Annotated in this window: 26 protein-coding genes; 7 read left to right on the forward strand and 19 right to left on the reverse strand. The window is 68.1% G+C overall.

Features of this window, described 5'->3' with window-relative positions:
• Positions 1-18 precede the first annotated feature (18 nt).
• On the reverse strand, positions 19-708 hold the full coding sequence (locus tag ACFVV0_RS15885; protein WP_387065078.1) for a lysophospholipid acyltransferase family protein: 690 nt from the start codon (positions 706-708) through the stop codon (positions 19-21).
• Between the two features lie 9 nt (positions 709-717).
• On the reverse strand, positions 718-1,668 hold the full coding sequence (locus tag ACFVV0_RS15890; RefSeq protein WP_387065081.1) for an ROK family glucokinase: 951 nt from the start codon (positions 1,666-1,668) through the stop codon (positions 718-720).
• 154 nt (positions 1,669-1,822) lie between these two features.
• Here ACFVV0_RS15890 and ACFVV0_RS15895 point away from each other — a divergent pair, with 154 nt between their 5' ends.
• A complete protein-coding gene (locus tag ACFVV0_RS15895) occupies positions 1,823-3,649 on the forward strand; it encodes an AMP-dependent synthetase/ligase (RefSeq protein WP_387065084.1) in 1,827 nt (608 codons plus the stop codon).
• Positions 3,650-3,720: 71 nt separating this feature from the next.
• Here ACFVV0_RS15895 and ACFVV0_RS15900 read toward each other — a convergent pair whose 3' ends face one another.
• From ACFVV0_RS15900 to ACFVV0_RS15915, 4 genes are all read right to left on the reverse strand, one after another.
• The gene (locus ACFVV0_RS15900; protein WP_387065086.1) at positions 3,721-4,566 is read right to left on the reverse strand and encodes an NAD-dependent epimerase/dehydratase family protein; all 846 of its coding nucleotides are present in this window, start codon (positions 4,564-4,566) and stop codon (positions 3,721-3,723) included.
• A 56-nt stretch (positions 4,567-4,622) separates the two neighbouring features.
• A complete protein-coding gene (gene def, locus ACFVV0_RS15905) occupies positions 4,623-5,114 on the reverse strand; it encodes a peptide deformylase (protein ID WP_387065089.1) in 492 nt (163 codons plus the stop codon).
• Between the two features lie 57 nt (positions 5,115-5,171).
• Positions 5,172-6,467 (reverse strand): AAA family ATPase, encoded by a 1,296-nt coding sequence (locus ACFVV0_RS15910; RefSeq protein WP_387065091.1) that lies wholly within the window; start codon positions 6,465-6,467, stop codon positions 5,172-5,174.
• An 84-nt stretch (positions 6,468-6,551) separates the two neighbouring features.
• Positions 6,552-9,956 (reverse strand): pyruvate carboxylase, encoded by a 3,405-nt coding sequence (locus tag ACFVV0_RS15915; protein ID WP_387065093.1) that lies wholly within the window; start codon positions 9,954-9,956, stop codon positions 6,552-6,554.
• Positions 9,957-10,036: 80 nt separating this feature from the next.
• On the opposite strand from ACFVV0_RS15915, the gene ACFVV0_RS15920 reads away from it, so the two are divergent.
• Positions 10,037-10,843, forward strand: a complete 807-nt coding sequence (locus tag ACFVV0_RS15920; RefSeq protein WP_387065096.1) for a ParA family protein — start codon at positions 10,037-10,039, stop codon at positions 10,841-10,843.
• A gap of 91 nt (positions 10,844-10,934) precedes the next feature.
• Here ACFVV0_RS15920 and ACFVV0_RS15925 read toward each other — a convergent pair whose 3' ends face one another.
• The 4 genes from ACFVV0_RS15925 to ACFVV0_RS15940 all read right to left on the reverse strand — a co-directional run bounded on the left by ACFVV0_RS15925 (position 10,935) and on the right by ACFVV0_RS15940 (position 13,482).
• On the reverse strand, positions 10,935-11,483 hold the full coding sequence (locus ACFVV0_RS15925; protein WP_387065098.1) for a MerR family transcriptional regulator: 549 nt from the start codon (positions 11,481-11,483) through the stop codon (positions 10,935-10,937).
• Positions 11,484-11,637: 154 nt separating this feature from the next.
• Positions 11,638-12,339, reverse strand: a complete 702-nt coding sequence (locus tag ACFVV0_RS15930) for a MerR family transcriptional regulator (RefSeq protein WP_387065100.1) — start codon at positions 12,337-12,339, stop codon at positions 11,638-11,640.
• Positions 12,339-12,842, reverse strand: coding sequence for an FHA domain-containing protein (locus tag ACFVV0_RS15935; protein WP_387065103.1), 504 nt, complete (start codon positions 12,840-12,842; stop codon positions 12,339-12,341). The genes ACFVV0_RS15930 and ACFVV0_RS15935 overlap by 1 nt, the downstream gene beginning before the upstream one ends.
• Positions 12,843-12,873: 31 nt before the next feature.
• The gene (locus ACFVV0_RS15940) at positions 12,874-13,482 is read right to left on the reverse strand and encodes a CDP-alcohol phosphatidyltransferase family protein (RefSeq protein ID WP_387065106.1); all 609 of its coding nucleotides are present in this window, start codon (positions 13,480-13,482) and stop codon (positions 12,874-12,876) included.
• 44 nt (positions 13,483-13,526) lie between these two features.
• Between ACFVV0_RS15940 and ACFVV0_RS15945 the strand changes: the two genes are divergently transcribed.
• Positions 13,527-14,357, forward strand: coding sequence for a DUF1295 domain-containing protein (locus ACFVV0_RS15945; RefSeq protein WP_387065109.1), 831 nt, complete (start codon positions 13,527-13,529; stop codon positions 14,355-14,357).
• On the opposite strand, the gene ACFVV0_RS15950 is transcribed toward ACFVV0_RS15945, so the two are convergent.
• A complete protein-coding gene (locus ACFVV0_RS15950; protein WP_387065112.1) occupies positions 14,341-14,862 on the reverse strand; it encodes a hypothetical protein in 522 nt (173 codons plus the stop codon). The two genes, ACFVV0_RS15945 and ACFVV0_RS15950, sit on opposite strands and share 17 nt — an antisense overlap.
• A gap of 72 nt (positions 14,863-14,934) precedes the next feature.
• Here ACFVV0_RS15950 and ACFVV0_RS15955 point away from each other — a divergent pair, with 72 nt between their 5' ends.
• From ACFVV0_RS15955 to ACFVV0_RS15965, 3 genes are read left to right on the forward strand one after another with little or no spacing between them, the layout of a single operon-like run.
• Entirely contained in the window at positions 14,935-15,381 is a 447-nt protein-coding gene (locus ACFVV0_RS15955) for a hypothetical protein (protein WP_387065115.1), read from the forward strand.
• Positions 15,351-15,755: an RNA-binding S4 domain-containing protein gene (locus tag ACFVV0_RS15960; protein ID WP_387065118.1), complete on the forward strand. Its 405-nt coding sequence runs from the start codon at positions 15,351-15,353 to the stop codon at positions 15,753-15,755. The genes ACFVV0_RS15955 and ACFVV0_RS15960 overlap by 31 nt, the downstream gene beginning before the upstream one ends.
• Positions 15,755-16,564 (forward strand): DUF72 domain-containing protein, encoded by an 810-nt coding sequence (locus ACFVV0_RS15965; protein ID WP_387065121.1) that lies wholly within the window; start codon positions 15,755-15,757, stop codon positions 16,562-16,564. The genes ACFVV0_RS15960 and ACFVV0_RS15965 overlap by 1 nt, the downstream gene beginning before the upstream one ends.
• On the opposite strand, the gene ACFVV0_RS15970 is transcribed toward ACFVV0_RS15965, so the two are convergent.
• Positions 16,561-16,950 carry a VOC family protein gene (locus ACFVV0_RS15970; RefSeq protein ID WP_387065124.1) on the reverse strand — a complete coding sequence of 130 codons (390 nt, stop codon included), beginning with the start codon at positions 16,948-16,950 and terminating at the stop codon, positions 16,561-16,563. The genes ACFVV0_RS15965 and ACFVV0_RS15970 overlap by 4 nt on opposite strands.
• A gap of 60 nt (positions 16,951-17,010) precedes the next feature.
• Positions 17,011-17,961, reverse strand: a complete 951-nt coding sequence (locus tag ACFVV0_RS15975) for a DnaJ domain-containing protein (RefSeq protein WP_387065127.1) — start codon at positions 17,959-17,961, stop codon at positions 17,011-17,013.
• A 188-nt stretch (positions 17,962-18,149) separates the two neighbouring features.
• Here ACFVV0_RS15975 and ACFVV0_RS15980 point away from each other — a divergent pair, with 188 nt between their 5' ends.
• On the forward strand, positions 18,150-18,530 hold the full coding sequence (locus ACFVV0_RS15980) for a VOC family protein (protein WP_387065129.1): 381 nt from the start codon (positions 18,150-18,152) through the stop codon (positions 18,528-18,530).
• 20 nt (positions 18,531-18,550) lie between these two features.
• On the opposite strand, the gene ACFVV0_RS15985 is transcribed toward ACFVV0_RS15980, so the two are convergent.
• The 6 genes from ACFVV0_RS15985 to ACFVV0_RS16010 are packed head-to-tail and all read right to left on the reverse strand — an operon-like array spanning position 18,551 to position 23,672.
• Positions 18,551-19,438, reverse strand: a complete 888-nt coding sequence (locus ACFVV0_RS15985; RefSeq protein WP_387065131.1) for a prenyltransferase — start codon at positions 19,436-19,438, stop codon at positions 18,551-18,553.
• Positions 19,435-19,752, reverse strand: coding sequence for a lycopene cyclase domain-containing protein (locus tag ACFVV0_RS15990; protein ID WP_387065133.1), 318 nt, complete (start codon positions 19,750-19,752; stop codon positions 19,435-19,437). The genes ACFVV0_RS15985 and ACFVV0_RS15990 overlap by 4 nt, the downstream gene beginning before the upstream one ends.
• Positions 19,749-20,075, reverse strand: a complete 327-nt coding sequence (locus ACFVV0_RS15995) for a lycopene cyclase domain-containing protein (protein WP_387065136.1) — start codon at positions 20,073-20,075, stop codon at positions 19,749-19,751. The genes ACFVV0_RS15990 and ACFVV0_RS15995 overlap by 4 nt, the downstream gene beginning before the upstream one ends.
• Positions 20,072-21,703, reverse strand: coding sequence for a phytoene desaturase family protein (gene crtI, locus ACFVV0_RS16000; protein ID WP_387065139.1), 1,632 nt, complete (start codon positions 21,701-21,703; stop codon positions 20,072-20,074). Before crtI ends, ACFVV0_RS15995 begins: the two co-directional genes overlap by 4 nt.
• Complete coding sequence (locus ACFVV0_RS16005) at positions 21,679-22,596, reverse strand: phytoene/squalene synthase family protein (RefSeq protein WP_387065142.1); 918 nt, start codon at positions 22,594-22,596, stop codon at positions 21,679-21,681. The genes crtI and ACFVV0_RS16005 overlap by 25 nt, the downstream gene beginning before the upstream one ends.
• Positions 22,593-23,672, reverse strand: a complete 1,080-nt coding sequence (locus ACFVV0_RS16010; RefSeq protein ID WP_387065145.1) for a polyprenyl synthetase family protein — start codon at positions 23,670-23,672, stop codon at positions 22,593-22,595. The genes ACFVV0_RS16005 and ACFVV0_RS16010 overlap by 4 nt, the downstream gene beginning before the upstream one ends.
• Between the last annotated feature and the right edge of the window lie 11 nt (positions 23,673-23,683).

Below are 23,683 nucleotides of genomic sequence, written 5' to 3' on the forward strand. Positions count from 1 at the left end.
GTGCGCCGGTATCTGAGCCTATCGCGAAAGCGAAGCGCGCTTCTCTTTCACGCTGCTGGCGTACACATCGTCGTATTCCTGCTCGCTCAGGGCGTGCAGCTGGTACATGATCTCGTCGGTGACCGAGCGGAGGATGAAGCGGTCGCCCTCCATCCCCTCGAACCGGGAGAAGTCGAGCGGCTTGCCGATCACGATCCCGATGCGGCCGACCTTCGGCAGGCGCGTACCGATCGGCATGATCTTCTCGGTGTCGACCATCGCGACCGGGACGACCGGCACCTGGCCTTCGAGGATCATCCGGGCGACGCCGGTGCGGCCGCGGTAGAGCTTGCCGTCCGGGCTGCGCGTGCCCTCCGGGTAAATGCCGAGGATCTCGCCGCGCGCGAGCACCGCCAGCCCGGTGTTGAGGGAATCCTCCGAGGCCTTGCCTCCCGAGCGGTCGATCGGGATCTGACCCGTGGCGATCATGAACGACTTGGTCGCCCATCCCTTGAACCCCTTGCGGGTGAAGTAGTCGCTCTTGGCGAGGAAGGACACGTGCCGGTCGACGACGAGAGGAAGGAAGATCGAGTCGATGAACGAGAGGTGGTTGCTCGCCAGGATCACGGCCCCGGTCGCCGGGACGTTCTCCAGGCCGATGACCCACGGCCGGAAGATCCCCTTGAGCAGGGGCCCTGCGATCAGGTGCTTCATCAGCCAGTAGAACACCGGCTCAGCCTAACGCCCCGTCGCGTGCAGGCGGGCCAGATCCGCGGCTCCCACGGCGCCCGCGTCGTTGACGAGCTCGGCGATCTTGAACTCGGGCTCCGGGTGGAAGCCGCGCGCGGGAAGGTTCTCGAGATAAGCCAGACGGATGGGCTCGAGAAGGAGCTCTCCGGCCTGGGCCACGCCGCCGCCGAAGACGAAGATCTGCGGGTCGAGCACTGCGCCGAGCGAGGCGCAGGCCTGACCGAGCCAGTCGCCGAGCTGCCGGAGCGCCGCGCGTGCACCCGGGTCGCCGGCGACGATGAGCTCGCTGATGTCGGAGCCGCTCAGCGTCCCCTTGCGCGTCCGCACGTCGGCGAGCGCCTGACCGATGCCACCGGCATCCGCCAGCTCGTTCGCCATCCGCTGCAGGGCGCGGCCGGAACCGTACTGCTCGATGCAGCCGTGGGCGCCGCATCCGCAGGGCAGGCCGCCCGGCACGACCCGCATGTGGCCGACCTCCGCGCCGGCGCCGAAGCCACCGCGGAAGAGACGGTCGTTGCTGACGATCGCGCCGCCCACCCCGGTGCCGATGGTCAGGATCACCATGTCGCTCACCAGGCGGCCGGCGCCATAGCGGAACTCGGCCCAGCCTGCGGCGTTGGCGTCGTTCTCGATGATGATGGGGAGGTCAACCCGCCGTTCGAGCTTCTCGCGCAGGGGCTCGTGCCGCCAGTTGATGTTCGGCGAGTAGTAGACGGTCGACTGCGCAGCGTCGAAGAACCCGGCAGCGGCGACGCCCGCGCCGGCGATCTCCTCGGGACCGTCTGCGAGGCGCTCGATCATGGCGACGACGGCGTTCTCGATCTCGATCGGCTCCGCGGCCTCGGTTGGAACGCGATCCTCACGCACGATGGTGCCGAACTCGTCGACCACCGCCCCCGCGATCTTGGTTCCGCCGATATCGATCCCGATCGCGTGCACAGGCAGCAGCCTTTCTTAGACAGGTGTGGAGGGTGCGGCAGACGGCCTCGGCCAGATCACTCACATCCGCACCATCTAGAGTGTAGTTAACCAGCTTGGCCGAGGCCATTCAGGTCGTTTACCCGCCCGTCCGACCGGTACCAAGGGAGTTACCGTGAAACAGTTCGACACCCCAGCGCTCCACCCCGCCGACCCGACGGCCAACGCCACCGACCTCCTGGTCGACCGTGTCGCGGCGACACCCGATGCGCCCCTCTTCTCCGTCCCGAACGGCGACAGCTGGGATGACATCACCTGCGCCGAGTTCTACCGCCAGGTCATCGCACTCGCGAAGGGCCTCGTCGCCAGCGGGATCCAGCCGGGCGACAAGATCGGCCTGATGTGCAAGACCCGCTACGAGTGGACGCTCATCGATTTCGCCACCTGGTTCGCCGGTGCCGTGCTGGTCCCGATCTACGAGACCTCGGCTCCGAACCAGGTGCAGTGGAACATGAGCGACTCGGAAGCGATCGCGATCATCCTCGAGACGCCGGACATGTTCGCCCGGTTCGACGAGGTGCACCCCGAGCTGCCGGCGATCCGCAGCGTCTGGCAACTCCACCTCGGTGACCTCGACAAGCTCGCCGCCGCCGGCGTCGACGTGCCCGACGAGGAGATCGAGCGTCGCCGCACCCTCGCGAACGAAGACGACATCGGCACCCTGATCTACACCTCGGGTTCCACCGGCAAACCCAAGGGATGCGTCCTCACCCACGGCAACTTCGTCGAGCTCTCGCGCAACTCGGCGGAGGCGCTCAGCGAGGTCATCGAAGAGGGCCGCGCATCCACTCTGCTCTTCATCACCACAGCGCACATCTTCGCCCGGTTCATCGCGGTGCTCTGCGTCACGGGTGGCGTCAAGGTCGGCCACCAGGCCGACACCAAGCAGCTGCTGCCGGCCCTCGCGAGTTTCAAGCCCACGTTCCTCCTGGCCGTGCCGCGCGTCTTCGAGAAGGTCTACAACTCGGCCGAGCAGAAGGCCGAGGCGGGTGGCAAGGGCAAGATCTTCCGCAAGGCCGCGGAGGTCGCCGTCGAGCACTCCAAGGCCGTCGAGGCCGGGTCGGTGCCCTTCGGTCTGCGTCTGCAGTTCGCACTGTTCGACCGACTGGTCTACAGCAAGCTGCGCGCGGCCATGGGCGGCCGTGTGAAATTCGCCGTCTCGGGATCCGCGCCTCTCGGCTCGCACCTCGGCCACTTCTTCCACAGCCTGGGTATCAAGATCCTCGAGGGCTACGGCCTCACCGAGACGACCGCGCCCGCGACCGTCAACCTGCCCGACAAGTTCAAGATCGGAACCGTGGGCCCGGCGCTCCCCGGCGTCTCGATCCGCCTCAGCGACGACGGCGAGATCCAGGTCAAGGGCATCAACGTCTTCAAGGAGTACTGGAAGAACCCGGCGGCGACGGCGGCGTCGTTCGACGACGGATGGTTCCTCACCGGAGACGTCGGCAGCTTCGACGACGACGGCTTCCTCACGATCACCGGGCGCAAGAAGGAGATCATCGTCACCGCCGGCGGAAAGAACGTCTCGCCCGCTGCCCTCGAAGACCCGGTACGGTCCAACCCGTTGGTCGGCCAGGTCGTCGTTGTCGGCGATCAGAGGCCGTTCATCGCAGCGCTGGTCACTCTCGACCCCGAGATGCTGCCGACCTGGCTCGCTAACAACGGCGAGGACAAGACAATGACGCTCGTCGAGGCGTCGGTGAACCCGGCGGTCAACGCCGAGATCCAGCGTGCCATCGACGTGGCGAACTCGCATGTCTCGCGCGCGGAGTCGATTCGCAAGTTCGTGGTTCTCGCCACTGAACTCACCGAGGCCAGCGGTCACCTCACGCCGAAGCTCAGCATCAAGCGGAACGTCATCATGGCGGATTTCGCCGACGTCGTCGACGGCATCTACAACGGCTCACCCGCGACCGAGGGCATCTCCCTGAAGCACTGACCACCGGCGCCCGGACCATCCGGACGCGCGAAAGCCCGGCGGCGCTCAGCGCCGCCGGGCTTCACTTCTGCTCAGACCTCGTCGCGCCAGGAGTGCTCGGGCTCATAGCCGAGCACCCGGCGGGCCTTGGCGATCGAGAGCAGGGTGTCGTTCACGCCGAGGTCGCCCTTCAGCGGTACGCCGGGGAACACTTCGTCGACGAGCTCCGCGTTGGGGCGGGTCATCACGGTATCGGCGGCGGCGATGATGAAGCGGTCGAAGCCGGTGTGATCCCATTCGAGTGCGCGCCGGATGGCCTGCGCACCGTCACGAGCGTCGATGTAGCCCCAGAGGTTCCACTTTCGCTTGCGGGCGTCGTCGTCGAACGACGGGAACGCCGCATAGTCCTCCGGCGCCATCACGTTCGAGAAGCGGAGTGCGACGATCTTGAGCGTCGGATCCCAGCGCACCAGCTCGATCGCCATCTGCTCCTCGAGGTGCTTGACCAGCGAGTACGTGCTCTCCGGCCGGGCCGGGTACTCCTCGTCGACGGGGATGTAGGGCGGCGGCACGTCGAACGGAAGCCCGAGCACAGTCTCGCTCGACGCGTAGACGATGTTCGTGATCCCCGCTCGCTGCGCTGCGTGGAACACGTTGTAGGTGACCCGGATGTTGTTGTGAAAGGTCGCGACATCGCTCAGGATGCCCGGAGCGGGGATGGCGGCCAGGTGCACGATCGCGTCGAACCCGTCGTGCTTGTCCTGCACGCCCATGATCGCGTCGACCGTGTCGCCGAAATCGGTCAGATCGACCCGTACGAAGCCGGGACCACGCTCCCCCGCCGAGTCCAGACTGATGACCTCGTTCCCCGCCTTCGCGAGTTCGCGCACGACCGTGCGCCCGAGCTTTCCCGATCCTCCAGTGACTGCGATTCGCATTCGCCCAGTCTACTGAGCACGACGGACGGCGACCGCCGTGGACCGTGAGGGTCCGCTCAGAACCAGTCGCTCTCGCGCACCTGTTTCATCGCCTCGCGTCGGCTCTCCTTGTCGAGCCGGTCGAGGTAGAGCGTGCCGTCGAGATGGTCGGTTTCGTGCTGCAACGCCTGAGCGAGCACCCCCGTGCCCGAGATCTCGATCTCGTTGCCGTCGAGGTCGGTGCCGACCACGCGGGCGAACGGGTAGCGCGCCGTCCTGAACCACAGCCCCGGAACCGAGAGGCACCCCTCATCGACCAACTCCGGCTCGCCGGAGACCTCGACGAGCACCGGATTGATGATGTAGCCGATGTCGCCGTCGACGTTGTAGCTGAATGCCCGCAAGTTCACACCGATCTGCGGCGCTGCGACCCCGGCCCGTCCCGGCGGGATCACCGTGTCGACCAGGTCTTCGATCAGTCCTCGAATTCCTTCGTCGACCTCCATGATCGGGTCGGAGACGGTCTTGAGCACGGGGTCGCCGAACAGGCGGATCTGTCGTTCGGTCACAGGTCTCTCCTCGATGGTGCTGGGGGGAAGGGGTGGCGATGCACAACGATGGCGGGCTCAGCCCCGGTTGGTCGGCAGACCCTCGACGACGAGCGCGGCAAGGGTTCGCGCCGACTGCTTCGTGAGCGGCTTGAGGTCTTTGTACGAGACGACGGACCCAGCGGCCAGCTGGGCGTCGTACGGGATGCGCACGACCTCGCGCACGCGCGACCGGAAGTGCGACTCGATCTCGTCGAGTTTCACCAGGTTGGTGCCCTGGGTCGCCGTGTTGAGAGCGACGATCGCGTTGCGGACCAGGTCGCCGTAGCCGTTCGCCTCGAGCCAGGTGAGCGTCTCGGATGCGAGGCGTGCTTCGTCGACGCTTCCGCCGGAGACGATCACGACGGAGTCGGCGCGCTGCAGCGTGGCCCGCATGACGGAGTGCACGATGCCCGTTCCGCAGTCGGTGAGCACGATCGAGTAGAAGCGTGCCGTGAGATCGGCGACGACGTTGTAGTCGTTCTCGTCGAACGCCTCGGAGAGCATCGGATCGGTGTCGGACGCGAGGATGTCGAGTCGCGTCTCGTCCCGCGACACGAGAGCCGAGAAGTCGGTGAAGCCGCCGATGCTCGGGGCCTTCTGCACCACATCCCGAACAGTGGCCCTGGTCTGCTTGGTCACCCGTTCGGAGAGCGTGCCGCGGTCGGGGTTGGCGTCGATCGCCACGATGCGGTCTTCGCGGGCGTCGGCGAGCGCCATTCCGAGCAACGTCGTGACCGTGGTCTTTCCGACGCCGCCCTTGCGGGTGAGCACCGGCACGAACCGGGTTCCACCCTCGAACTGCTTCTGGATGCGGTGGTCGAGCTCCTTGCGGGCGCGCACCTTGGCCGAGTCGCCCAGGTTCACCAGGTGGAAGGTGAGCCCGTAGATGAAGCTCTGCCAGCCGCCCTCAGGGCCGGGACGGGTCTTGCGGTTGACCTCGAGCAGACGGTCGGCGGTGAGCATCGCGGCCGGTTCCGGCTGCTGGGAGTGCTCGCCGCGCAGGCGATCGCGGCGCGACTGACTGAAGGCATCCGTTCCGTGAAGGGCAGGGGTTTCCGCGTCGGCGACCGACTGCGTCGCGGTCGGGCCCGTGCTGAGACGGGAGGCGACGATGGCGACCGAGGTCGTGGTCGGCTCGGTCGGCGACGCGACGAAGCCCGGGTTGACAGGCACATCGTCGATGGCGACGGCGACCTCGTCCTCCGGCGCCTCGGGCGCCGGAGCGGGCGGCAGGTCGACGACGATGCTGAGGGTCTCGGGAACCGAGATCGTCAGATCGTCCTCTGTCGTCGCGAGCTCGCCGGGCTCGACTTTCTCGGGCTTGTCTGCCACGGGTTTGTCTCCTTCTGGCGCCCGTCAGGGCGCTTGGCACAGTTTACCGGTCCGCAGCGACGAGCCCGAGAGCGCACGAACGGGCTAGACCGGGGTGATCACCACGAGCAGGTCGCCGGCGTCGACCTGCTGGGTCTTCGGGATGGCGAGCCGCTCGACGGTGCCTGCGATGGGGGCGGTGATGGCCGCCTCCATCTTCATGGCCTCGATCGATGCGACCGACTGACCCGCGCCGACCGTGTCGCCGACGGCGACCTGCAGCGTCACGACGCCCGAGAACGGTGCGGCGACCTGGCCGGGCTTGGCCGAATCCGCCTTCTCGGCCGCCTTGGTCTCGACGACGATGCCGCGGTCACGCACGAACACCGGGCGCAACTGCCCGTTGAGCGTGGTCATGACCGTGCGCATCCCCTTGTCGTCCGCCTCGCCGATCGCCTCGAGGCCGATGTAGAGGCGCACACCCTTGGCGATCTCGATGACGTGCTCGGTGCCCTGCCTGAGCCCGTACAGGTAGTCGAGCGAGTCGACCACCGAGAGGTCGCCGAAGAGCTCGCGGATCTGCTCGAAGATGCGGGTCGGCGCCGGGAACAGCAGCCGGTTGAGGGTGGAACGACGCTCCACGCTCGAACCTTCCAGCGCCGCGGCGTCTTCGGGCTTCAGGTCTTCGACCCCCACCTTGACGGTCTTGCCCGCGAGGACCTTCGTGCGGAACGGCTCCGGCCATCCGCCGGGCAGCTCGCCGAGCTCGCCTGCCATGAAGCCGACGACCGAGTCGGGGATGTCGTAGTTCTGCGGGTTCTCCGCGAAGTCTGCCGGGTCGGCGTGGACGGCCGCGAGGTGCAGCGCCAGGTCGCCGACGACTTTGGACGACGGGGTGACCTTGGGGATGCGGCCGAGGATCTGGTTGGCCGCCGCGTACATGTCCTCGACGAGCTCGAAGTCCTCCGCGAGACCGAGTGCCTTCGCCTGCTGGCGCAGGTTGGAGAGCTGCCCGCCCGGGATCTCGTGCTTGTAGACGCGTCCCGTGGGGCCGGGCAGACCGGACTCGAACGGCTTGTACACGTGGCGCACGGCCTCCCAGTACGGCTCGAGGTCGTTGACCGCGGCCAGCGAGATTCCGGTGTCGCGCTCGGTGTGCGCCAATGCAGCGACGAGAGCGGATGCGGACGGCTGGCTCGTGGTTCCGGCCATCGGCGCGCTCGCGACGTCTACCGCATCCGCACCGGCCCGGCTGGCCGCGAGGAGGGTCGCGAGCTGCCCGCCGGGAGTGTCGTGGGTGTGCACGTGCACCGGCAGGTCGAATCGCTCGCGGAACGCGGCGACGAGCTTCTCGGCCGCGGCCGGACGGAGCAGGCCGGCCATGTCTTTGATGGCGAGGATGTGGGCGCCCGACTCAACGATCTGCTCCGCGAGCCGCAGGTAGTAGTCGAGCGTGTACAGGTCTTCGGCCGGATCGAGCAGGTCGCCGGTGTAGCAGACGGCGACCTCTGCGATCGCCGTGCCGGTGGCGAGCACCGACTCGATCGCGGGTCGCATCTGCGAGACGTCGTTGAGAGCGTCGAAGATGCGGAAGATGTCGACGCCGGTGGCGGCGGCCTCACGCACGAACGCATCCGTCACCTCGGTCGGGTACGGCGTGTAGCCGACCGTGTTGCGACCGCGGAGCAGCATCTGGATGTTGATGTTCGGCAGCGCCTCACGGAGGGCCGCGAGACGGTCCCACGGGTCTTCGCCGAGGAAGCGCAACGCGACGTCGTACGTCGCGCCGCCCCAGGCCTCGACCGAGAGGAGCTCCGGTGTCAGGCGGGCGACGTACGGCGCAACCGCGAGCAGGTCGCGGGTGCGCACGCGGGTCGCCAGCAGCGACTGGTGGGCGTCGCGGAAGGTCGTCTCGGTGACGGCGAGGGCGGTCTGCTTGCGCAGCGCATCCGCGAAGCCGGCCGGGCCGAGCTCGAGCAGCCTCTGCCGCGAGCCTGCGGGGGCCGGGGTCGACAGGTCGAGCTTCGGCAGCTTGTCGACCGGGGCGTGCGTCTGGGGGCGGGGGCCGTTCGGCTGGTTGACGGTGACGTCGGCCAGCCAGTTGAGCATCTTGGTGCCGCGGTCCTTCGAAGCGCGGCCCTTGAACAGCTCGGGGCGCTCCTCGATGAACGAGGTGCTGACGTTACCGGCGACGAAGTCGGGGTCGTCGAGCACAGCCTGCAGGAACGGGATGTTCGTGGCGACGCCGCGGATGCGGAACTCCGCTAGCGCGCGCCGGGCCCGGCTCACGGCCGCGGCGAAGTCGCGGCCGCGGCAGGTGAGCTTCGCCAGCATCGAGTCGAAGTGCGGGCTGATCTGCGCGCCCGGGTTGATCGTTCCGCCGTCGAGGCGGATGCCGCCGCCACCGGGCGAGCGGTACGTCGTGATCTTGCCGGTGTCGGGGCGGAAGCCGGCGGTCGGGTCCTCCGTGGTGATGCGGCACTGCAGCGCGGCGCCACGGATGTGGACGGTGTCCTGGCTGAGGCCGAGGTCGGCCAGGCTCTCCCCCGCAGCGATGCGCATCTGCGACTGCACGAGGTCGACGTCGGTGATCTCCTCGGTGACCGTGTGCTCCACCTGGATGCGCGGGTTCATCTCGATGAAGACATGTTCGCCGGCGCGTTCCCCGGCGGTGTCGAGCAGGAACTCGACGGTTCCCGCGTTCTCATAGCCGATCGACTTCGCGAAGGCGATCGCATCGCGGTAGAGCGCCTGGCGCACGCCCTCGTCGAGGTTCGGCGCCGGGGCGATCTCGATGACCTTCTGGTGACGGCGCTGCACCGAGCAGTCGCGCTCGAAGAGGTGCATCGTCGCACCCTGCGAGTCGGCGAGGATCTGCACCTCGATGTGGCGCGGGCGCAGCACGGCCTGCTCCAGGAACATCGTGGGATCGCCGAAGGCACTGTCGGCCTCCCGCATGGCCTCTTCGAGCGCACCCCGGAGCTCGTTCTTGGTGTTGACCCGGCGCATCCCGCGACCGCCACCACCGGCGACCGCCTTGGCGAAGATCGGGAAGCCGACCTCGTCGGCCTGCGAGATGAGCAGGTCGATGTCTTTCGACGGCGGAGTCGACTTCAGCACCGGCACGCCGGCAGCCATCGCGTGCTCCTTGGCCGTCACCTTGTTGCCCGCCATCTCGAGCACCCGCGGCGGCGGCCCGATGAAGGTGATGCCCGCCTCGCGAGCGGCCTCGGCCAGCTCGGGGTTCTCGGACAGGAAGCCGTAGCCCGGGTAGATGGCGTCGGCACCCGACTCGAGCGCGACCCTGATGATCTCCTTCACATCCAGGTAGGCGCGCACCGGATGCCCGGGCTCGCCGATCTGGTACGCCTCGTCCGCCTTGAGTCGATGCATCGAATTGCGGTCCTCGTAGGGGAACACTGCGACGGTCTGCGCACCCAGCTCATAGGCGGCCCGGAAGGCGCGGATGGCGATTTCACCGCGATTGGCAACGAGGATCTTACGGAACATTGGGACCTTTCGAGCAGGGGGCTACGCCACACAGCAAACGGTTAGGTTCTCTAAGACTAGTGAAGGTAACGTAGTCGATTGTGCACGTACTCAGCGTTAGTTCCCTCAAAGGTGGTGTCGGTAAGACCACGGTGACGCTGGGCCTGGCTTCCGCGGCTTTCGCCAAAGGTCTGCGAACGCTCGTCGTCGATCTCGACCCCCAATCGGATGTGTCGACCGGCATGGACATCCAGGTCGCCGGTCACCTGAACGTCGCCGATGTGCTCGCCTCCCCCAAGGAGAAGATCGTCCGCGCCGCGATCGCGCCGAGTGGGTGGACCAAGAACCGCTCGGGCAAGATCGACGTGATGATCGGCAGCCCGTCCGCGATCAATTTCGATGGGCCGCACCCGAGCATCCGTGACATCTGGAAGCTCGAGGAGGCGCTCGCGAACGTCGAGCATGACTACGAGCTCGTGCTCATCGACTGTGCTCCCTCGCTGAATGCGCTCACCCGCACGGCCTGGGCGGCGAGCGACCGGGTCGCCGTCGTCACGGAGCCGGGCCTGTTCTCGGTGGCCGCCGCCGACCGCGCCCTGCGCGCGATCGAGGAGATCCGCCGCGGCCTCTCCCCGCGCCTGCAGCCGCTCGGCATCATCGTGAACCGCGCCCGTGTGCAGTCGCTGGAGCACCAGTTCCGCATCAAGGAGCTGCGCGACATGTTCGGTCCGCTCGTGCTCAGCCCTCAGCTGCCGGAGCGCACGTCCCTGCAGCAGGCACAGGGTGCGGCCAAGCCGCTGCACGTCTGGCCCGGCGAGAGCGCCCAGGAGATGGCGCACAACTTCGACATGCTGCTTGAGCGGGTGCTGCGCACCGCCCGCATCGGCGAATACGCAACGGCCCCCTGACCCGTCGAGTACGCACGAAGTACGCCGAAAACCGCCGACTACGCGGAGAATCCGTGTACTCGGCGGCTGAGATGCGCGGGAAAAGCGGGGCTCAGGAGGCGCGGGTGGCGCGCCGAGCGGCGAGCTCGTCCATCGGGTCGACCGTCTGGGTGTCGAGTTCGACGAGCGAGGACTCGACCTCGCGGAGGACCTTGCCGACGGCGATGCCGAAGACGCCCTGACCGCGGCTGACGAGGTCGATGACCTCATCGTTCGAGTTGCACAGGTACACGCTGGCGCCGTCACTCATCAGCGTGGTCTGGGCGAGGTCGTTCACACCCGCCTCGCGGAGCTGGTTGACGGCCGTGCGGATCTGCTGAAGCGAAATGCCGGTGTCGAGCAGGCGCTTGACCAGCTTGAGCACGAGGATGTCGCGGAAGCCGTAGAGGCGCTGTGAACCGGAACCGGCGGCACCGCGCACGGTCGGCTCGACGAGACCCGTGCGGGCCCAGTAGTCGAGCTGGCGGTAGCTGATGCCGGCCGCGCGTGCCGCGACAGCGCCGCGGTAGCCGCTCGCGTCGTCCATCTCGGGCAGCCCGTCGGTGAACAGCAGGCCGAGGTCGTACCGGGGCGTGTCGTTGTCACGACTCAGTTCGCTCATGTGTTTGCCTCTCGCCCCGTGATCGTTTCGCGCACGTTCGACGGCGCATCATCAACGGTACCCACCCCCGGGGCCCCCGGCAACGACATTCGACGTTTCGGGGTCGGCGTGTCGAGGCCCGAACGGCGCGACGGGCCGGACACGCCTGCGCCGATCACGGTTGGATTCGCGCGAGCGCGGCCCGGATGATGCTGGCGCGCACCACATCGAGCTGTCCGGAGATCTCGCGGGCGAGTTCCGCGGTCTTGGCCCGGCTGGACACCTCGCCGCGCCGCGCGATCGGCACGAGGGCCGTCTCGATGAGCCCGAGTTCGCGTTCGGCGGCCGCGCGGAAGCCCCGCAGATGGCGGGGTTCGATGCCGTTGCGCTGCAGTTCGACGAGGGCCTTCAGAACGGCCACCGACTCTTCGCCATACACCTCGGCCGGGGCGATGACGGATGCGCTCACGGCCTCCTGAAGAAGCTCGGGGCTCGCGCTGCACTCTCTCAGCAGTTCCGTGCGCTTGAAGCGGCGACCGGTCGGCAGCATCGACGGCCCTGCTCCGTTCGACGTGCCGGGCATGGCCGGATTGAGCCCGGCATCCAGGTCGGAGAGGTAGGACTTGATGACTTTGAGCGGCAGGTAGTGGTCGCGCTGCATCCCGAGGACGATCCGCAAGCGCTCGAGGTCTGCCGGCGAGAACTTGCGGTAACCGGATGCGGTGCGGGCCGGGGTGATCAGGCCGCGTTCCTCGAGGAATCGCAGCTTCGACGACGAGAGGTCGGGGAACTCGGGCGTCAGCCGCGCGAGCACCTGACCGATACTCAGCAGTGAAGGCGAGGCCGCGGCTCCGGCTCGCGCCGTCTGCCGCGCCACTAGCTCTGCGCCGTGGCGGCGAGGTCGGAGCGGGACGCGTAGAAGGTGAGGCGGAACTTGCCGATCTGGACCTCGGCGGAGTCGGACAGGAGCGCGCTCTCGATGCGCACCCCGTCGTAGTAGGTGCCGTTCAGCGATCCGAGGTCGCGCACTTCGAACGCAGTGCCGCGGCGGATGAACTCCGCGTGGCGACGGGACACGGTGACATCGTCGAGGAAGATCTCGGCGTCAGGGTGTCGTCCGGCGCTCGTCACGTCGGCGTCGAGCAGGAAGCGCGCGCCCGTGTTGGGCCCGCGACGCACGATGAGGAGCGCCGAACCGGAGGGCAGCGCGGCGATCGCCTCCTGCTCCTCGGCGGAGATCTCAGGGTCGACGGGGTACATCTTCGAGATGAACTCCTCGCCGAAGCGCGCCGTCGTGTCTTCGTTCCCTGCGGCAGAAGGACGCAGTGGATCGTTCGCGGCATCGCCCGCCGGCGTGTTGGGATCTACTTCTTCAGGCACCGTCAACCTCCTTGTCGTCCAGCGTATCGGATCAGTCCCCACTGTCGTCGGCCCCCAGAGGGATTACACGCCGGATGACACGGGACGTCTCCCCGATGTAGACGAAGCCGGCCCACCAGTAGAGGAAGGCGCCCCACAGTGCGAACGCCCAGCCGAGCGGCAGCGAGAAGGGGGCGAGCGGGTCGAATGCCTCTCCGAGCATCAACAGCGGAAGAGCCCAGAACAGGCAGAAGGTCGCGACCTTGCCCAGATGGTGCACGGGAAGGGGGCCGTACCCGTGGTTCGCGAGGATGACGCCGAGCACCGCCAGCATCACATCTCTGGCGACGATGACGATGACGAGCCACCACGGGATGACGTCGCGCCAGGCCAGGCCGATCAGCGCGGCGAAGATGTACAGCCGGTCGGCCGCGGGATCGAGGAGCTGGCCGAGGCGGGAGACCTGATTGAGCCGCCGCGCGAGGTAGCCGTCGAGGAAGTCCGTGATGCTGGAGACGACGAGCACGAGCAGTGCCAGCGCATCCTGACCCCGGATGACGAACACCAGGAAAACCGGCACGAGCGCAAGGCGCACGAAACTGAGAACGTTCGGGATCGTCCAGACCCGCGAACTGACCCCGCCGGCGCCGATTCCATCCACGGGAATCGAGTCTAGTGACCACCCCCGGTGCCTAGGATGAGCACGTGGACCCTTTCATCGTCTGTCTCTGGATCTTCGCCGGCGTCTGCGCCGCGACCTGGGTGCTCTCGCTGATCACCGGCGAGCACTCGTGGGTCGACCGCATCTGGTCGATCGTGCCCGTCGTCTACGTCTGGGTCTTCGCCGGTTTCGCCGGGCTCCAGGATGCGCGGCTGACGCTGATGGCGATCCTCGTGACGCTCTGGGGCATCCGGTTGACCTTCAACTTCGCTCGCAAGGGCGGCTACGAGCCCGGCGGCGAGGACTACCGCTGGGAGGTACTGCGCGGTCGGATGAAGGGCTGGCAGTTCTGGCTGTTCAACCTGTTCTTCATCGTGATCTACCAGAACGCGCTTCTCCTGCTGATCACCCTGCCGGCCTGGACGGCGTACGAGAACCGGACGCCGTTGAACGGCCTCGACATCGTCGTCGCCGTCGTCTTCCTGGCCCTGCTGGCCGGCGAGACCGTCGCCGATCAACAGCAGTGGAACTTCCACCAGAAGAAGAAGGCAGACCTCGCGGCGGGGCGACGGCTGTCGTCCCGGTTCCTGCAGACCGGTCTCTTCCGGTTCTCACGGCATCCCAATTTCTTCTTCGAGCAGGCTCAGTGGTGGGTCCTGTTCCTCTTCGGCTGTGTGGCGGCCGGTTCGGTGCTGCAGTGGACGGTCATCGGCCCGGTTCTGTTGACCGGCCTCTTCATCGGCTCGACAGTGTTCACCGAGAGCATCACGCGTTCGCGGTATCCGGAGTACGCCGACTATCAGCGGCGCACCTCCCCGATCGTGCCGTGGTTCCCGCGGCACCGCGGCACGGAGGCGGTCACGGCCTCGCAGTGACCGGCGCGTCGGCAGCGCCGCGCCCGCGCTTCGCGGGCTTGGGGAACGCTGCGCGCATGTGGTCGGAGTCGAGGTAGTCGGCCACGCCGATCAGGATGAGGCTGAACAGGATCTGCTCGGTGACCATCCAGAGCGGGTACAGTCCGGGGACCGCCGCGATGACGAGCGTCACGACGGGGAAGATCTTGGCGAAAAGGCGCAGCCGGGAGTACGCCCAGTAGTAGCCCTTCTGCGCCCGCCAGGCGAAGTAGAACAGGGTGACCGTCATGCCGAGAACGACGGCGGAGCGCATCCATACCGCCCACGGGACGGCCGTACCGTTCGCCTGCAGAACGGCTGCGATGACGACAGCACTGAGCCCGAGCACGACTTCGGCGACCAGGAGCCAGGTGATGACGACGAACGCGCGGCGGGTGCGCGGGTCCTCGCGCGACGCGTCGGAGATGGTGTGTTCGGCGTACCGGCCGCCGGCGATCCGGTCGAGCGACCGAAGGAGGAACTCCATAGCACCACGGTAACCCGTCCGACTCGCGCGGGGTTCCACCCGCCGACGGAGCGGAACGCGTACCGTTGGAGGATGTCGTGCATTCGGTTCAACACCCCGGCCCAGCGCCAGGCCATGCGGGAGCACCGGCCTTCGATGCTCACCGCGGAGGAAGCGGAGGCCCTGCATCCGTCTCCCCCGGTGACCGAGAGCAAGATCCGGCGGCTGAGGCTGCTCGCCGAGCACGAGAATCCGAAGATCCGCGAGAGTGTGGCGAGCAGCTACAACACGCCGGACGACGTCTTCCTGGCACTCGCCCGCGACCCCGACATCGGCGTTCGCGGCTGCGTCGCGAAGAACGAGGCGACCCCGTGCGACATCCTCCGGATGCTCGCCGACGACCGCTCCGAGATCGTGCGCGGCTGGGTGGCCGTCAACTACTTCGTTCCCGAGGATGTCATGGCCAGGCTCGCCGGCGACCCGAGCAAGACCGTGCGCAGCCTCGTGAAATGGAAGTCCCAGCTGGCCGAAGTGAGCTGACCGTGGCCGAGCCGTCGACCGTCCGGGTCGATTCGTGGGCCTGGGCGGTGCGCCTCTACAAGACGCGATCTGCCGCGGCGGCGGCATGCAAAGCCGGCCACGTGCGGGTGAACGGAGAGAAGGCCAAGCCCGCGCAGGCCGTGCGGGTGGGCGACGAGGTCCGTGCGCGGGTGGCCGAGACCGAACGCATCCTGATCGCCAGAAAGCTGATCGTGAAACGGGTCGGCGCCGTCGTCGCCTCCGACTGTTTCGACGACCTCACGCCTCCCCCGCCGCCGAAGGCCGAGGCGCCGCTCGGGGTCGTCCGCGACCGCGGGGCGGGGCGACCGACGAAACGGGATCGGCGCATCCTGGACCAGTTCCGGGGTCGCTGATGGCGGTCGCGCGAGTGGGGATCTCCGGATGGACGTACGCCCCGTGGCGAGGCACGTTCTACCCGAAGGGACTCGTGCACCGCGACGAGCTCGGCTACGCGGCCGACCGGCTCGACTCGATCGAGATCAACGGCAGTTTCTACGCTCTGCAGCGTCCGTCGAGCTACCAGCGCTGGGCCGAGGAGACGCCCGACGACTTCGTCTTCGCCGTGAAGGGCGGGCGGTACATCACGCACATCCTCCGGTTGCGCAACACCCGCGGAGCCCTGGCGAACTTCTTCGCCTCCGGCGTGCTCGCACTCGGGCCGAAGCTCGGACCACTGCTCTGGCAGCTGCCGCCGACGCTGTCCTTCGACCGGGATGCGGTGAGCGACTTCCTGGCCGGCCTGCCGCGCACGACGAAGGCGGCTGCCGAGCTCGCCGCCGAGAGCACCCTCGACGAAGACCGCAGGCACACCGAACCGGTCGATGACAGGCCGCTCCGGCACGCGGTGGAGGTACGGCACGCGAGCTTCGACGACTCCGCCTTCGTGTCGCTGATGCGCGATCAGGGCGTCGCGATCGTCGTCGCGGACACGGCGGGCCGGTATCCGGTCATCCGCGAGGACACGTCCGACTTCCGGTACGTGCGCCTGCACGGCGACGTGGAACTGTACACGAGCGGCTACACACCCGAGGCCCTGGATCGGTGGGCCGAGGAGATGCGGCGCTGGCTCGACCAGGGTCGCGACGTGTACGCCTACTTCGACAACGACGTGAAGGTTCGCTCTCCGTACGACGCGATGGCGCTGCGGGAGCGCCTCCGCTAGTTCTGCAGCACGGACAGGACGTTGCCGGCAGGATCGCGGAACCACGCGATATCCGGACCCTGGTTCGCAGCTTTGCCGCGCAGGACGCCCTTCGCATCGGTGGGGAGGTTCGGATCGTCGTAGATGGCGGTCTTCACGCCCTTCGCATTGAGCTCGTCGACCGCGGTGTCGATGTCGTCGACCACCAGGTTGAGGATCGTGAAGGAGGCCGGTTCGTGGTCGTCCTTCGGGTAGATGAACACGTGACCGCCCGCGGGAAGCCGGAGGTCGAGGTTGCCCATCGGTCCTTCGGAGATGTCGAGGCCGAGGGTCTCGCCGTAGAAGGCTTTCGCCGCGGGGATGTCGTTGACGCTGAATCCGCTGAACACATCGAGTGGAGTGACCATGGGCTCCACTGTCCTCCCTCACCGGGCGTGCGTCCAGCCACCCGCTCGGCACGGCCACGGCTACACGAAGCGGATGCTCTCCTGCAGCCGGGTCCGCAGCTCGAATGCGCGGTCGACGCTCTCGCGGCCGGCGGCGTTCGCGCCGTTGCGGAGGACCTGGGGCAGCAACGAGCGGCGCACGAGAAGTGATCCGGCGAGACGTCCCCGCTCGATGCGGTCGTACGGCACGGCGAGTGCGCTGTCGGGGACGACGATGATCAGGCCGGTGAACTTCACGCCGACCTGGCGGGAGAACGTCTTCGCATCGCGGAGGAGGTCGTGGAACGGTTCCTCGTCGGCGTCCACGGTCGCCCCGACGATGTCGCCTTTGGCGAGCTTGACCTCTCCACCCCAATCGGCGGAGCGGATCGCGAACAGGCCGGCGGGCCCGAGCACGACGTGGTCGAGTTTGGCGTCGGACCGGGGATGCACGGCGACGTCGTTCCAGATCGTGAAGCCGATCCCGAGACCGGCCACCGCGCGGGCGGTCGCCTCTTCGGCGAGCGCGACGGCGAGCAGAAGCCGGATCTCGCGGGGCGCAGATCGTACGAGGGCCGAGTCGTACGGGTCGGCCAGTTGCGTGCCGCGGCCCACCCACTCGCGCATGAGCCTGAGGTAGCGTTCGCGAGCCTGACCTCCGGGATGGCCATAGCTGCGGGCCCGAACCGTGGCACCCCTGGACTGGGCGCGCGTCCCGCGGAAGGTGGCGCTGAATCCGGTGCCGTCACCTCCCCCGTCGGCGACGTCGGCGGAGTAGCCCCCTTCGCCACGGTCGTAGCGAGCGCGGTCCTCCGGGTCGCCGATGAGCTCCCAGGCGAGCTGCACCTCCTGGAACCGCGAGGCGGTACCTCCGGTGTCCGGATGCGTCTCCCGCAGCAGCCGCCGATAGGCGCGCCGAAGCTCCTCGTGCGTGACGCTCGCCGGCACGCCGAGCACTTCGTATGGGCTGGGCGAGAGAGGGCTGTCGCTCATCGGCGGTATTCGGCTTTCTGGGGTCTGTTCTTCGACTGCTCCTCGACGATACCTTGGACGGGCTGGGAGCCTGCTCCTCACTAGCCGAGAGCGTGCCAAGAGAGGGAGTGCGACCGATCGCGATTGAGGACAGTTTCTGACCGGTGCACTCCGTAACGTGGAAGTACACCGACAGAAAGGCGAACATCATGGCCATCACCGATTGGCGAATCGAACTCATCACCATCCCTGTCACCGACGTCGACCGCGCTAAGGCGTTCTACGTCGACCAGGTCGGATTCAACGCCGACTTCGATCAGGTCGTCACCGAATCACTGCGATTCGTGCAACTCACCCCACCCGGATCTGCCTGCTCGATCGCCTTCGGCGTCGGGCTGACCGACATGGAGCCGGGATCGCAGCGCGGCATCCAGATCGTGGTGCCGAACGCCGACGACGCGTACGAGCATCTGCGGTCCCAGGGCGTCGAGGCGACGCCGGTCGACGAGCAGCCCTGGGGCCGTTTCGTCACGTTCTCGGACCCCGACGGCAATCTGTGGTCGTTGCAGGAACTGCCGCAGCGGAGTTGAACCGTGCGAGCCGCCCGCGGTCATGACGTCAGCGCGGCGAACCAGCCGAGCAGAACCGTCACGAGGAAGCCGCAGGCGTAGTTGATCCAGAGGATGCGGCGCCATCCTCGGTTGGCGAGCTCCGAATCCTCGTCGCGGACCATCCAGAATGGCGCCGCCGTCACGATGTACGGCACGACCAGCGCGGCGGCGAGCGGGCCCGGCCAGGCCGTGCCGAGAGCCGCGACACCGGCGAGCGCCCACGCTGCGAGAGCTAGCCGGGTGGTCCAGCGGGCGCCCAGCACCGTCGCGATCGAGGAGATGCCGCCCGCGCGATCCGGGACCACGTCTTGCACCGCGCCGAACGCGTGACTGCCGATCCCCCAGAGGAAGAAGGCGGCGAGCACGGCCCAGAGCTCCTGGGTGAACGTCGCACCGGCGAGCACGAGACCGTATACGGCCGGGGAGACGAAATGCGTGCTCGAGGTCACCGAGTCGAGGAACGGGATCTCTTTGAAGCGCAGCCCTTTGACGGAGTACGCGAGCACGGCGAACAGGCTGATCGCGAGGACGAGCCACGAGAGCGGCGGACCGACGATCACGAGATAGGCGATGAACGGGATCGTGGTGACGGCGGCGGCGATCAGCGTGCCCCGGTGCATCCCGCGATCGAGGAGAGCGCCCTCTGCCCCGCCCTTGCGAGGGTTGCGCAGGTCGGACTCGTAGTCGAAGACATCGTTGATCCCGTACATGGCCAGGTTGTACGGAACGAGGAAGAAGAGGGTTCCCACGACGAAGGTGGCATCGAGTTCGCGGGTGCAGAGCAGGTACGCGGCCGCGAACGGGAAGGCCGTGTTGATCCAGCTGAGCGGACGGGAGACGAGCAGCAGCTGGCGCAGCCGAGCCTGTCCGGTGGCCGTCGCGCTCATCGCGCGCGCTTCCGGAGCAGGAGCCACAGCGCGGGGAGCAGCAGCAGCGCGGCGACCGGATAGGCGAAGTCCTCGACGGGGACGAGCCCCAGCCGCACGCCCGCGATGTTGTCCTCGTCGTACTGCATGAGCCCGGAGCCGATCATGAGGTTGTCGAAGACCGCTGTGAGCACCAGCACCGCCATCGCGGACACCAGGATGCCCGGCCACCACCGTCGGACGACGCGCGCACGATCGGGTGCGACCAGGAGCGCGATGAGCAGCACCGACGCGGCGACGGCGAGGAAGACGAGGCTCAGGACGAAGTAGGTCATGCTCGCGTGCGCCTCCGTGCGAGGATTCGCGCCGATCCCGTGACGAGGTTCATCGTGAGGTAGCAGAGGAATGCGAGGAAGAAGATCTCTTCGATGGGCAGCTCGGGCAGAACGACAATCCCCGTCATCACCGGGCTCTCGCCGCGCGCGAAGATGTGCAAGCCGATCCCGAGGATGTCCCAGAGCAGGAAGAACGCGACACCGATCACGAGAACGAGCGTTGCGCGGCGGGCGTCCCGCCAGAAGAAGAGGGCGTAGCGGCGATCCAGGAGGACCATGCAGCCGAGTGCCACCAGCAGGAACAGCAGGTAGAGGATGCTCACGCCACCCGCTCCCCGTGGAGGGTCGCCGTGAGCGGCTCGGCGAGAGGCTCCGTCGACACGTCCCCGCGCATCAGCTTGACCGCGAGTTCGGCGCTGATCAGGCACATCGGAAGACCGATTCCGGGAATGGTCGACCCGCCCGCGTAGAGGAGGCCGTCGACGACCGCGGATGCGTTGCGCCCCCGGAAGAAGGCGCTCTGGCGCAGGGTGTGCGCCGGGCCGAGCGCTCCCCCGCTCCAGGCGTTGAGGTCGGCCACGAAGTCCCCCGGGCCGATCGTGCGGCGGACGACGATCCGGTCGGCGAGGTCGGGGATGCCCGCCCATGAGGCGATCTGCTCGATCGCTGCGTCCGCGGCCCGCTCGACCCGCGCATCGCCGGCACCATCGACACCGCCCGCGCCGATGTCCGGGTCGGCGGGCACCGGAATGAGCACGAACAGGTTCTCGAAGCCTGCCGGGGCGACGCTGGCGTCTGTCGCGCTCGGACGGCACACGTACAGCGAGGCGGGGTCGGGGATCGACGGATGCGCACCGAAGATCCGATCGAAGTCGCCGTTCCAGTCGGTGGTGAAGAAGAGACTGTGGTGGGCGAGCTGCGGCAGGGATCCGCTGACGCCGAGCAGCACCAGCACCGCCCCCGGTCCGGGATCGCGGCCCTTCCACCAGCGTTCGGGGCGGCTGCGCCGCTCCTCCGGGAGGAGTTCGGTCTCGGTGTGGTGCAGGTCGGCGGCCGAGACGACCGTGGCCGCCTCGAGGCGGTGCGCGACGCCCGCTCCGTCGACGTAGTCGACGCCCGTGACCTGAGGGCGTCCGCGCGGTGCGGCGCCCTCGGCCGAGCGGATCGCCGTCACTCGGGCTCCCGTCTCGACCCGGACGCCTTCGCGCTCGGCGAGGGCGGCGATCCTGTCGATGATGGTGCGGAATCCGCCGGCCGGATACCGGACGCCGTCTTCGAGGTCGAGGTGACTCATCAGGTGGTACATGCTCGGCGCGCGCGACGGAGACGTGCCGAGGAAGACGGCCGGATAGCCGAGGATCTGCCGCAGCCGCCGGTCCTTCACGTAGCCGGCGGCGAACCGATCGAGCGGCTGCAGCAGCAGCCGGCCGAGTCGGGCGAGCCGGCGCAGCAGGTCGGGGACCAGCAACGGGCGGAACGATTCGAACGTGCTGTATAGAAACCTGTCGACGGCGAGACGGTAGGTCTCGCGAGCGCTGGCCAGGTACCGGTCCAGTGCGGCTCCCGCGCCCGCTTGCACACGCTCGAAGGTGGAGCGATTCGCGGCCAGACCGGCGGACACGTCGATGGGTTCCGGGTCTCCTTCGAAGAAGACGCGGTACCCGGGGTCGAGGGTGACGAGGTCGAGCTGCTCGGCTGCCGACGTTCCGAGCAGTCGGAAGAAGTGGTCGAAGACCTCGGGCATGAGGTACCAGGAGGGCCCGGTGTCGAAGCGGAATCCGCCGGACTCCCACGAGCCGACGCGTCCCCCGACGACGTCGTGCTGCTCCAGCACGGTGACCTCGTAGCCGTCGCGGGCGAGCAGGGCGGCGGTCGCGAGCCCGGCGATGCCCCCGCCGACCACGACGACTCTGCGCTCGTGTGCGATCACCGGGTTGCCCCGGCGCCCCATCCGGCCGACGCGCGGAGAAGGACGGTCAATTTCGTACGGGCGGGCACACGGACACGCGCCGCCAGCAGCTGACGGGCCGGCGTCGACCGGATGCGGTCGGTCAGTTCGGCGAACAGTCCGTGGGCTGCGAGGATGGCGCGCCTGCAGTTGTCCGGCAACTCGGGGATGGCGTCGGCGGCGGCCCCGAGGTCGCACTCGATGTCCACCACCAGCGCGAGCTTCTGCCGATCGGTGAGTCGTGCAGGGTCGATGCCGGGAAAGTAGCTGCGCCCGAGCCGGGACCAGTCCTCGGCGACATCGCGAAGGAAGTTGATCTTCTGAAAGGCGGCGCCGAGCCGCCGCGCACCGGCCTCGAGACGGAGTCTCCGGTCGTCGGGGACCGCCGCGGGCGCCAGGAAGACCCTCAGGCACATGAGCCCGATGACCTCGGCCGACCCGTAGATGTAGGCGCTGAGTTCGTCCGACGAGAAGTCGACGGGGCTGAGGTCACGTCGCATCGATGCGAAGAACGGCGCTGTGAGCGTGCGATCGATCCCCACCGAGCGAGCCGTGGTGGCGAACGAGTGCACGACGACGTTGGCGCTGTAGCCGGTTCGCATCGCCTGCTCCGTGTCGGCCTCGAGAGCGTCCAGGAGATCACGCTGGTCGTCGAGAGTGAGACCAGCTTCGCCGGCGGCCCCATCGACGATCTCGTCCGCGATGCGCACGAGTGCGTAGACGTCTTCGACCTGCGGTCGGATCGCCGGCGCGAGCAGCCGAGTGGCCAGGCCGAACGAGGTCGAGTATTCGTGGATGATCGTCGCGGAGCTCGTGTGCGCCGCCCGCGTGTACAGGGCGAGGTCGGTCGGGCGCCCGAGCCGGGTGTCGTGGCCGATCTCGGCCTCGCGAGTCACGCGATCCGCCCGACGCAGGATGCGGCGACGGAACCGAGTTCGCGGACGAGCCCGAGCGGCAGCGCCGACGCGTGGAGCACGGCGGCCGCCCGGCTTGCATGTTCGTCGACGAGCCCTTCCACGAACGCTCTCGCGCCGCACTCGACGAGCGCGCGCGCGATCGCCCGCCCGTCGTCCTCGCTGAGATCCGCCCGCCCGAACAAGGGCTCGATACCGGACCACGATGGTGTGGCGCGTGCATACGCGATCACCGAGGTCTCCTTGCCTTCACGAAGATCACTCAGACGGCTCTTGCCGGTGAGTTCGGGCGCACCGAAAACGCCGAGCAGGTCGTCTCCGAGCTGGAACGCGATGCCGAGCAGCCGACCGTATTCGCCGAGCGCTTCGAGGGCGTCGCCGTCGGCGCCGGTGAGCACGGCTCCCGCCGTCAGCGGGCCGGCGAAGGAGTATGCGGCGGTCTTGCGTTCGGTCATGGCCAGCACATCCGGAAGCCTCGCGTCGCCGATGCCGACACTGAACGAGACGTCGGCGAACTCGCCTGCGGCCGTGACGAAGACCGAGTGGTCGAAGACGTCCAAGAGCGCTGCCCGCCGCTCGGGCGGCGCTTCGATGCGGGCAACCAGCGACTGGGAGGCTTGGATGAGCAGGTCGCCCGCGAGAATGGCCGCGGTCTCGCCCCACAAAGTCGCGCGGGCGGGCGAGATCCCCTGGGCACGCGCTTCCGCTTCGAACTCACCGACGAGATTGGGGATGCCCCGGCGCACCGTGTCGCCGTCGATCACGTCGTCATGGAGCAGGAACGCGGTGTGCAGGAGCTCGAAGGCGACAGCGACGTCGAGCGCGCCGCGAAAGCCGCGTACCGGGTCGCCGCCCAGCGCCCAGAATGCGTCCATCACGAAACGGGGACGGATGCGCTTGCCACCGGCACTCGCGACCCTCGCCCTCTCCCAGAGGTGCTGGTACTCGCTGCCATAGCGCGCAGCGAGCTGGATGCGTTCGGCGAAGAAGGACTCCAGCCCCGCGTCGACCTCCACGGCCACGTCGAGCTGATCCGTCCCGACAGCGATCCGTGTCATCCGCAGCTCCT

This window comes from Leifsonia sp. NPDC058230, from assembly GCF_042882245.1.
GTDB lineage: Bacteria > Actinomycetota > Actinomycetes > Actinomycetales > Microbacteriaceae > Leifsonia.

Bases quoted from the DNA above. Each gene is read 5' to 3' on its own strand.
- ACFVV0_RS15985 (WP_387065131.1), bottom strand. From the start codon at position 19,438: ATGAGCGCGACGGCCACCGGACAGGCTCGGCTGCGCCAGCTGCTGCTC.
- crtI (WP_387065139.1), bottom strand. From the start codon at position 21,703: ATGGGGCGCCGGGGCAACCCGGTGATCGCACACGAGCGCAGAGTCGTC.
- ACFVV0_RS15965 (WP_387065121.1), top strand. From the start codon at position 15,755: ATGGCGGTCGCGCGAGTGGGGATCTCCGGATGGACGTACGCCCCGTGG.
- ACFVV0_RS15915 (WP_387065093.1), bottom strand. From the start codon at position 9,956: ATGTTCCGTAAGATCCTCGTTGCCAATCGCGGTGAAATCGCCATCCGC.
- ACFVV0_RS15925 (WP_387065098.1), bottom strand. From the start codon at position 11,483: ATGAGCGAACTGAGTCGTGACAACGACACGCCCCGGTACGACCTCGGC.
- ACFVV0_RS15950 (WP_387065112.1), bottom strand. From the start codon at position 14,862: ATGGAGTTCCTCCTTCGGTCGCTCGACCGGATCGCCGGCGGCCGGTAC.
- ACFVV0_RS16010 (WP_387065145.1), bottom strand. From the start codon at position 23,672: ATGACACGGATCGCTGTCGGGACGGATCAGCTCGACGTGGCCGTGGAG.
- ACFVV0_RS15960 (WP_387065118.1), top strand. From the start codon at position 15,351: ATGGAAGTCCCAGCTGGCCGAAGTGAGCTGACCGTGGCCGAGCCGTCG.
- ACFVV0_RS15970 (WP_387065124.1), bottom strand. From the start codon at position 16,950: ATGGTCACTCCACTCGATGTGTTCAGCGGATTCAGCGTCAACGACATC.
- ACFVV0_RS15990 (WP_387065133.1), bottom strand. From the start codon at position 19,752: ATGACCTACTTCGTCCTGAGCCTCGTCTTCCTCGCCGTCGCCGCGTCG.
- ACFVV0_RS15900 (WP_387065086.1), bottom strand. From the start codon at position 4,566: ATGCGAATCGCAGTCACTGGAGGATCGGGAAAGCTCGGGCGCACGGTC.
- ACFVV0_RS15955 (WP_387065115.1), top strand. From the start codon at position 14,935: ATGTCGTGCATTCGGTTCAACACCCCGGCCCAGCGCCAGGCCATGCGG.
- ACFVV0_RS15980 (WP_387065129.1), top strand. From the start codon at position 18,150: ATGGCCATCACCGATTGGCGAATCGAACTCATCACCATCCCTGTCACC.
- ACFVV0_RS15975 (WP_387065127.1), bottom strand. From the start codon at position 17,961: ATGAGCGACAGCCCTCTCTCGCCCAGCCCATACGAAGTGCTCGGCGTG.